The organism is Pseudomonas sp. R25(2017) (genome assembly GCF_002112565.1).
GTDB lineage: Bacteria > Pseudomonadota > Gammaproteobacteria > Pseudomonadales > Pseudomonadaceae > Aquipseudomonas > Aquipseudomonas ekonensis.
In genome coordinates this window covers 335194-342471 of the sequence record NZ_NEHZ01000004.1, presented here as the reverse complement: position 1 = coordinate 342471, position 7278 = coordinate 335194, and the positions used below count along the sequence as shown (strand labels likewise).

The window sequence follows — 7278 nt, the reverse complement described above, 5'->3', positions numbered from 1 at the left end:
CTTCAACCACTTGCGCTTTCGATCTCTCGTCAGCGGGAGGCGAATTCTACAGCGTTGCACGCTGCTGTCAACACCTCTTTTCTCCGCTTTCGACCGGGATGATCGAAACGCCGAAAGGGCCAAACATCACCACCCTCTTCGACTCCCTCCGGGCTTCGCTGAACTGAAGCGACCCGCTGCCGAAAACTTCGTAACTCGTTGAATCTCAAGGAGTTTTCCGTTTCGACTGCGCCGGAAGTGGGGCGAATTATAGAGAACTGAAATCTGCCGTCAACCGCTATTTTCGGTTTTCTTCCAATAACTTGCAGATTGATCAAAAAGCATCCCAAAACACCCTATATAGAGGCCGGACACCCCGGCCTCTATATAGAAGAAGCATCACAGCACTCCATTCTCCTTCAACCCGGCGACCGCATCGGCTTCCAGGCCCAGCACCCGCTGCAATACCTCGAGCGTATGTTCGCCCAATAGCGGCGGCGCCTGACGATACTCCACCGGTGTCTGCGACAACCGGATCGGGCTCGCCACCTGCGGCACCCTCCCAGCCAATGCATGGGGCAGATCAATCGCCAACCCACGGGACTTCACCTGCGGATCCTCGAACACCTGCGACAGATCATTGATCGGTCCGCACGGCACGCCGGCCTGCTCCAACTGAGCCACCCATTCGGCCGTCGTCTTGAACACTGTCGCCTGACGGATCAGCGGAATCAGCACCGCCCGGTTCGCCACCCGCTGCTTATTGGTGGCAAAGCGAGGGTCATCCGCCCACTGGGGTTGCCCGGCCACTTCGGCGAACTTGCGGAACTGCCCGTCATTACCCACCGTCAGGATGAAATCACCATCGGCCGTAGGAAAATCCTGATACGGCACGATATTGGGGTGCGCATTCCCCAGGCGCTTGGGCGCATTGCCCGTGGTCAGGTAGTTCATCGCCTGGTTCGCCAGGCACGCCACCTGCACGTCGAGCAATGCCATGTCGATGTGCTGTCCCCCACCTTCCTGATCACGGTGAGCCAGCGCCGCCAGGATCGCGACCGTCGAGTAGAGCCCGGTCAGGATATCCGTCAGCGCAACGCCGACCTTCACAGGCCCGGCACCCTCATCACCCTCCGGCCGGCCGGTCAGGCTCATCAAGCCGCCCAAGCCCTGGATCATGAAGTCATAACCGGCCCGCTTGGCGTACGGGCCGGTCTGGCCGAACCCGGTGATCGAGCAATAGATCAGGTTAGGGTTGATGGCTTTCAGCGATGCGTAATCCAGGCCATAGGCCGCCAGCCCACCCACCTTGAAGTTCTCGATGACGATGTCGGACTTGGCGGCCAGCTCCCGAACCAGTCGCTGCCCTTCCGGGCGGGTGAAATCGATGGTCACCGACTGCTTGTTGCGATTGGCCGACAGGTAATAGGCCGCCTCGGAGGTGTTCTCGCCGTAGGCGTCCTTAAGGAAGGGCGGCCCCCAGGCGCGGGTATCGTCACCGTTGCCCGGACGCTCGACCTTGATCACCTCGGCGCCAAGGTCGGCCAGTATCTGCCCGGCCCACGGGCCCGCCAACACTCGCGACAAATCCAGAACCCGCAGATGAGACAGCGCACCCATGCTCGCTCTCCTATTAATAGAACGCCTGCAGACCGGTCTGCGCACGCCCCAGGATCAGCGCGTGCACGTCGTGGGTGCCTTCATAGGTGTTGACCACTTCCAGGTTGACCAGGTGGCGAGCCACACCGAACTCATCGGAAATCCCGTTGCCGCCAAGCATGTCACGGGCCATGCGCGCGATCTCCAGGGACTTGCCGCAGGAGTTGCGCTTCATGATCGAGGTGATTTCGACGGCTGCCGTGCCTTCGTCCTTCATGCGGCCCAGACGCAGGCAGCCTTGCAGGGCCAGGGTGATTTCGGTCTGCATGTCCGCCAGCTTCTTTTGGATCAGTTGCGTGGCGGCCAACGGGCGGCCGAACTGCTGACGGTCCAAGGTGTACTGACGAGCCGTGTGCCAGCAGAACTCGGCGGCGCCCAGTGCGCCCCAGGAAATGCCGTAACGTGCTGAGTTGAGGCAGGTGAACGGGCCTTTCAGGCCACGCACGTCAGGGAAGATGTTCTCTTCCGGCACGAACACGTTGTCCATGACGATCTCACCGGTGATCGAAGCGCGCAGGCCGACCTTGCCGTGAATGGCAGGTGCGCTCAGGCCTTTCCAGCCCTTCTCCAGCACGAAGCCGCGGATGTCGCCGGCATCGTCCTTGGCCCAGACCACAAACACATCGGCGATCGGGCTGTTGGTGATCCACATCTTGGCGCCGGTCAGGCTGTAGCCGCCGTCGACCTTGCGCGCACGGGTGATCATCGCGCCCGGGTCGGAACCGTGGTTCGGCTCGGTCAGGCCGAAGCAGCCGATCCATTCGCCGGAAGCCAGCTTCGGCAGGTACTTCTGCTTCTGCGCTTCGGTGCCGAACTCGTTGATCGGCACCATCACCAGAGAAGACTGCACGCTCATCATCGAGCGGTAGCCGGAGTCGACACGCTCGACTTCACGGGCAATCAGGCCATAGCTCACATAGTTCAGGCCGCTGCCGCCGTACTGCTCGGGAATGGTCGCGCCCAGCAGGCCGACCTCGCCCATTTCGCGGAAAATCGCAGGATCGGTCTGCTCATGGCGGAAAGCCTCCAGCACACGCGGTGCGAGGCTCTGTTGGGCGAACTGCTCGGCGCTGTCGCGGATCATGCGCTCTTCTTCGGTGAGCTGTTGATCCAGCAGCAGGGGATCGATCCAGTTGAAGCTAGCTTTACCGCCCATGAGTGAGTCCTCGCAAATCAGGTGAGTTGACGTGGCATTGATCCTAGGCTCGGTTCGCCGTCGCGGCAAACGAGGATTTCGCATTCTGTTGTGCTAATTTCTCACTCCGAAACATCGCCAGATGCCTTTCGTGCGATGTATTAGTGAGGTTGACGTACATGCGCAGAAAGATCCCCAGCACCACGGCCCTCATCAGCTTTGAAGCCGCCGCCCGGCACGAGAGTTTCACGAAGGCCGCCGAAGAACTTTCCCTCACCCAGGGCGCCATTTGCCGACAGATCGCCAGCCTGGAGGAGTTCCTCAGCGTCGAACTGTTCCGACGTTCGCGGCGCGGCGTGAAACTCACCGAAGCAGGGCTTTCCTACAGCCGCCGGGTCGCCACGCAGTTGGACGCCGTCGAGCGCGACACGCTGTCGGTGATGGGCCAGCAGGGCGCAAACGTGATCGAACTGGCGGTGGTACCCACCTTCGGCACCCAATGGTTGCTGCCCCGGCTCAAGGACTTCCAGCTCAAGCATCCGGAAGTGACCGTCAACTTGACCAACCGCACCCGGCCGTTCCTGTTCGCCGACACCGACTTCGACGCCGCGATCTACTTCGGTGACGCCGACTGGTCCGGTACGGAATCCCACAGGCTGATGGGCGAGAATCCGATGCCGGTGTGCAGCCCGGCCCTGCTCGGCCACAAGACGCACCTGACGCCGGACGAGATCGCCGATCTGCCCCTGCTGCAGCAGACCACTCGCCCGTATGCCTGGCGCCAGTGGTTCAACTCACAGCACCTGAATGTGCCCCGCGACATGACAGGCCCGCGCTACGAGCTATTCTCCATGCTTGCCCAGGCGGCCATGCACGACATGGGCATTGCGCTGATTCCGCCGTTCCTGATCCAGCGTGAACTGGCCGAAAAACGCTTGGTGATCGCCAACCCGAACGCGCTCTCCAGCATCAAGGCGTATTACCTGATGATTCCCGAGCGAAAAGTGGAATCGGCGTCGCTGAAGGCATTTCGCGACTGGCTGGTGAACCAGGCACACGGCTACAACCTAGAGGAATAAAGGCCTACAGCTTTTGCTGACCTCGTAGTCAACAAAACTGAAGCACTACAGATATAAGTATTTGTCGCAAATCCGCAGACTGTATCCGAAAGTCGTACAGACGTCCCACAAGCGCCTGACGACGTGGCTTTGCGCCACCCAATGCGACTCATCACGGCCCATTCACGCCACCGATGAGATTTTTTTTCAAATTCAGCCAGAATCCTTGAAAGGCACGGCCTGCAAGGGATTCAGCTGGCCATCTGCGACATTCGGTCACGGGATGACTTGTAGTTAATTTTCCGTCACCCGTCATAATCCCTTGAAGGGCATAAACTTCGCCTGCAAAATGCCGCGCCCCGCCTTGATTCGGCGGGGTCGTGCTGATCGGCCGCCCCAGCCGCACCATCCGAAGTGCATGGGTTTACTCAATAAGATCACGCAGGAGATTTGACGTGCACATTGGTGTTCCTCTCGAAACCCAGACCGGTGAAACACGGGTTGCTGCAACCCCGGAAACCATCAAGAAGCTGATCGGCCAAGGTCATAAGGTCACTGTGCAAAGCGGCGCCGGCATCAAGGCCAGTGTTGTGGACAGTGCCTATGAGGCGGCAGGCGCAACCATCGGCAGCGCCAACGATGCGTTCGGCGCCGAGCTGATCCTCAAGGTGGTCGCCCCCAGCGACGCCGAACTGACGCTGATCAAGCGCGGAACGGTGCTGGTGGGCATGCTCAACCCCTTCAGCAACGAAACCATCGCCAAAATGGCCGAGTGCGGGATCACCGCCTTCGCCTTGGAAGCGGCGCCGCGCACCTCCCGGGCCCAAAGCCTGGACGTGCTGTCGTCCCAGGCGAACATCGCCGGTTACAAGGCCGTGCTGCTGGCCGCCCACTACTACCCGCGCTTCATGCCGATGCTGATGACGGCAGCCGGCACCGTGAAAGCGGCGCGCGTGCTGATCCTCGGCGCAGGCGTGGCCGGGCTGCAGGCGATCGCCACGGCGAAACGTCTGGGTGCGGTGATCGAAGCGTCTGACGTGCGTCCTGCCGTCAAGGAGCAGATCGAATCCCTCGGCGCCAAGTTCGTCGACGTGCCCTACGAGACCGACGAGGAGCGCGAATGCGCGGTCGGCGTCGGCGGTTACGCCCGTCCGATGCCGGCGAGCTGGATGCAGCGCCAGGCCCAGGCCGTGCACGAGCGCGCCAAACAGGCCGACATCGTCATCACCACCGCCCTGATTCCGGGCCGCAAGGCGCCGACGCTGCTGAGCGCGGAAACCGTGGCGCAGATGAAGCCAGGTTCCGTGGTCATCGATCTGGCCGCAGCCCAGGGCGGTAACTGCCCGCTGACCGTGGCCGACCAGGTCGTGGTGAACAGCGGCGTGACCATCGTCGGCCCGACCAACCTGGCCGGCGAGGTCGCGGCGGACGCCTCGGCGCTGTATGCCCGCAACCTGCTGGACTTCCTGAAGCTGGTCTTCACCAAGGAAGGCCAGTTCGAAGTGAACCTCGAAGACGACATCGTCGCCGCGTGCCTGATGTGCCGCGACGGCCAAGTCATCCGCAAAAACGCCTAAGCAGGGATTCAGACGATGGAAGAGCTTATTTCCCCCGGTATCTACAACCTGATCATCTTCGTGCTGGCGATCTATGTCGGTTACCACGTGGTCTGGAACGTTACGCCTGCGCTGCACACGCCGCTGATGGCGGTGACCAACGCCATTTCGGCGATCGTGATCGTCGGCGCCATGCTCGCCGCCGCCCTCACCATCACCCCGCTGGGCAAGGCCATGGGCACCCTCGCCGTGGCGCTGGCGGCGGTCAACGTGTTCGGTGGCTTCCTGGTCACCCGCCGCATGCTTGAGATGTTCAAGAAGAAAGCCCCGAAAGCCGCACAAGAAGAGGCGCCGAAGTAATGAGCATGAACCTCGTCACGACGCTCTACCTGATCGCGTCGATCTGCTTCATCCAGGCCCTCAAGGGCCTGTCGCACCCGACCACGTCGCGCCGCGGCAACCTGTTCGGCATGCTCGGCATGGCGCTGGCGATCCTCACGACCGTAGGCCTCATCTATAAGCTGGGCGCTGAGCTTGCCACCGCCGGCATCGGTTACGTGATCGTCGGCCTGCTGATCGGCGGCACCGCCGGTTCGATCATGGCCAAGCGCGTGGAAATGACCAAGATGCCTGAGCTGGTCGCGTTCATGCACAGCATGATCGGCCTGGCGGCGGTGTTCATCGCCATCGCGGCGGTGGTCGAGCCGCAGTCGCTGGGCATCGTCAAGCAACTGGGCGACCCGATCCCGGCGGGCAACCGTCTGGAACTGTTCCTCGGTGCCGCCATCGGCGCGATCACCTTCTCCGGTTCGGTGATCGCCTTCGGCAAGCTGTCGGGCAAGTACAAGTTCCGTCTGTTTCAGGGTGCACCGGTACAGTTTGGCGGTCAGCACAAGCTGAACCTGCTGCTGGGCCTGGCCACGCTGGCGCTCGGCGTGACCTTCATGGTCACCGGCAACCTGGCCGCGTTCGCGCTGATGCTGGCTCTGGCGTTCGTGATGGGCGTGCTGATCATCATCCCGATCGGCGGCGCCGACATGCCGGTGGTGGTGTCGATGCTCAACAGCTATTCGGGCTGGGCGGCGGCGGGCATCGGCTTCTCGCTGAACAACTCGATGCTGATCATCGCCGGTTCGCTGGTGGGTTCAAGCGGTGCGATCCTGTCGTACATCATGTGCAAGGCGATGAACCGCTCCTTCTTTAATGTATTGCTGGGCGGTTTCGGCAATACCGCCGACGCGGGCCCGGCCGGCTCGAAAGAGGCCCGCCCGGTGAAGTCCGGTTCGGCCGACGACGCCACCTTCCTGCTGACCAACGCCGACACCGTGATCATCGTGCCGGGCTACGGCCTGGCGGTGGCCCGTGCCCAGCATGCGCTGAAGGAACTGACCGAGAAGCTGACCCACCACGGCGTGACCGTGAAGTACGCGATCCACCCGGTGGCCGGCCGGATGCCGGGGCACATGAACGTGCTGCTGGCGGAAGCCGAAGTGCCGTACGACCAGGTGTTCGAGATGGAAGACATCAACTCCGAGTTCGGGCAGGCCGACGTGGTGCTGGTGCTCGGCGCCAACGACGTGGTCAACCCGGCCGCCAAGAACGATCCGAAATCGCCGATCGCCGGCATGCCGATCCTTGAGGCGTTCAAGGCCAAGACCATCATCGTCAACAAGCGTTCGATGGCCAGCGGCTATGCCGGCCTGGACAACGAACTGTTCTACCTGGACAAGACCATGATGGTGTTCGGCGACGCGAAAAAGGTCATCGAAGACATGGTCAAAGCGGTCGAGTAACCCTCTCCCGCACCACCAAAACGCCCCGCTCCGTCGGGGCGTTTTCGTTGGCGCAGATCGTTGGACAATTTGCCGCGTTGTTACCGATCCGGTAACGG

General features: G+C 61.9%; 6 protein-coding genes. 4 read left to right on the top strand and 2 right to left on the bottom strand.

Annotated elements, in window-relative coordinates; all coding sequences use genetic code 11:
* Window positions 1-378: 378 nt before the first annotated feature.
* Window positions 379-1599, bottom strand: coding sequence for a CaiB/BaiF CoA-transferase family protein (locus CAG31_RS07615; protein WP_085579507.1), 1221 nt, complete (start codon window positions 1597-1599; stop codon window positions 379-381).
* Between the two features lie 13 nt (window positions 1600-1612).
* A complete protein-coding gene (locus CAG31_RS07610) occupies window positions 1613-2794 on the bottom strand; it encodes an acyl-CoA dehydrogenase (RefSeq protein WP_085579505.1) in 1182 nt (393 codons plus the stop codon).
* Between the two features lie 158 nt (window positions 2795-2952).
* Between CAG31_RS07610 and CAG31_RS07605 the strand changes: the two genes are divergently transcribed.
* From CAG31_RS07605 to CAG31_RS07590, 4 genes are all read left to right on the top strand, one after another.
* Window positions 2953-3852 (top strand): LysR family transcriptional regulator, encoded by a 900-nt coding sequence (locus CAG31_RS07605; protein ID WP_085579503.1) that lies wholly within the window; start codon window positions 2953-2955, stop codon window positions 3850-3852.
* A gap of 434 nt (window positions 3853-4286) precedes the next feature.
* Window positions 4287-5408: a Re/Si-specific NAD(P)(+) transhydrogenase subunit alpha gene (locus CAG31_RS07600; protein ID WP_085579501.1), complete on the top strand. Its 1122-nt coding sequence runs from the start codon at window positions 4287-4289 to the stop codon at window positions 5406-5408.
* A gap of 15 nt (window positions 5409-5423) precedes the next feature.
* On the top strand, window positions 5424-5747 hold the full coding sequence (locus tag CAG31_RS07595; protein WP_085579499.1) for an NAD(P) transhydrogenase subunit alpha: 324 nt from the start codon (window positions 5424-5426) through the stop codon (window positions 5745-5747).
* Entirely contained in the window at window positions 5747-7180 is a 1434-nt protein-coding gene (locus CAG31_RS07590; protein WP_085579497.1) for an NAD(P)(+) transhydrogenase (Re/Si-specific) subunit beta, read from the top strand. Before CAG31_RS07595 ends, CAG31_RS07590 begins: the two co-directional genes overlap by 1 nt.
* Window positions 7181-7278 lie beyond the last annotated feature (98 nt).

Bases quoted from the DNA above. Each gene is read 5' to 3' on its own strand.
- CAG31_RS07610 (WP_085579505.1), bottom strand. From the start codon at position 2,794: ATGGGCGGTAAAGCTAGCTTCAACTGGATCGATCCCCTGCTGCTGGAT.
- CAG31_RS07590 (WP_085579497.1), top strand. From the start codon at position 5,747: ATGAGCATGAACCTCGTCACGACGCTCTACCTGATCGCGTCGATCTGC.
- CAG31_RS07615 (WP_085579507.1), bottom strand. From the start codon at position 1,599: ATGGGTGCGCTGTCTCATCTGCGGGTTCTGGATTTGTCGCGAGTGTTG.
- CAG31_RS07595 (WP_085579499.1), top strand. From the start codon at position 5,424: ATGGAAGAGCTTATTTCCCCCGGTATCTACAACCTGATCATCTTCGTG.
- CAG31_RS07605 (WP_085579503.1), top strand. From the start codon at position 2,953: ATGCGCAGAAAGATCCCCAGCACCACGGCCCTCATCAGCTTTGAAGCC.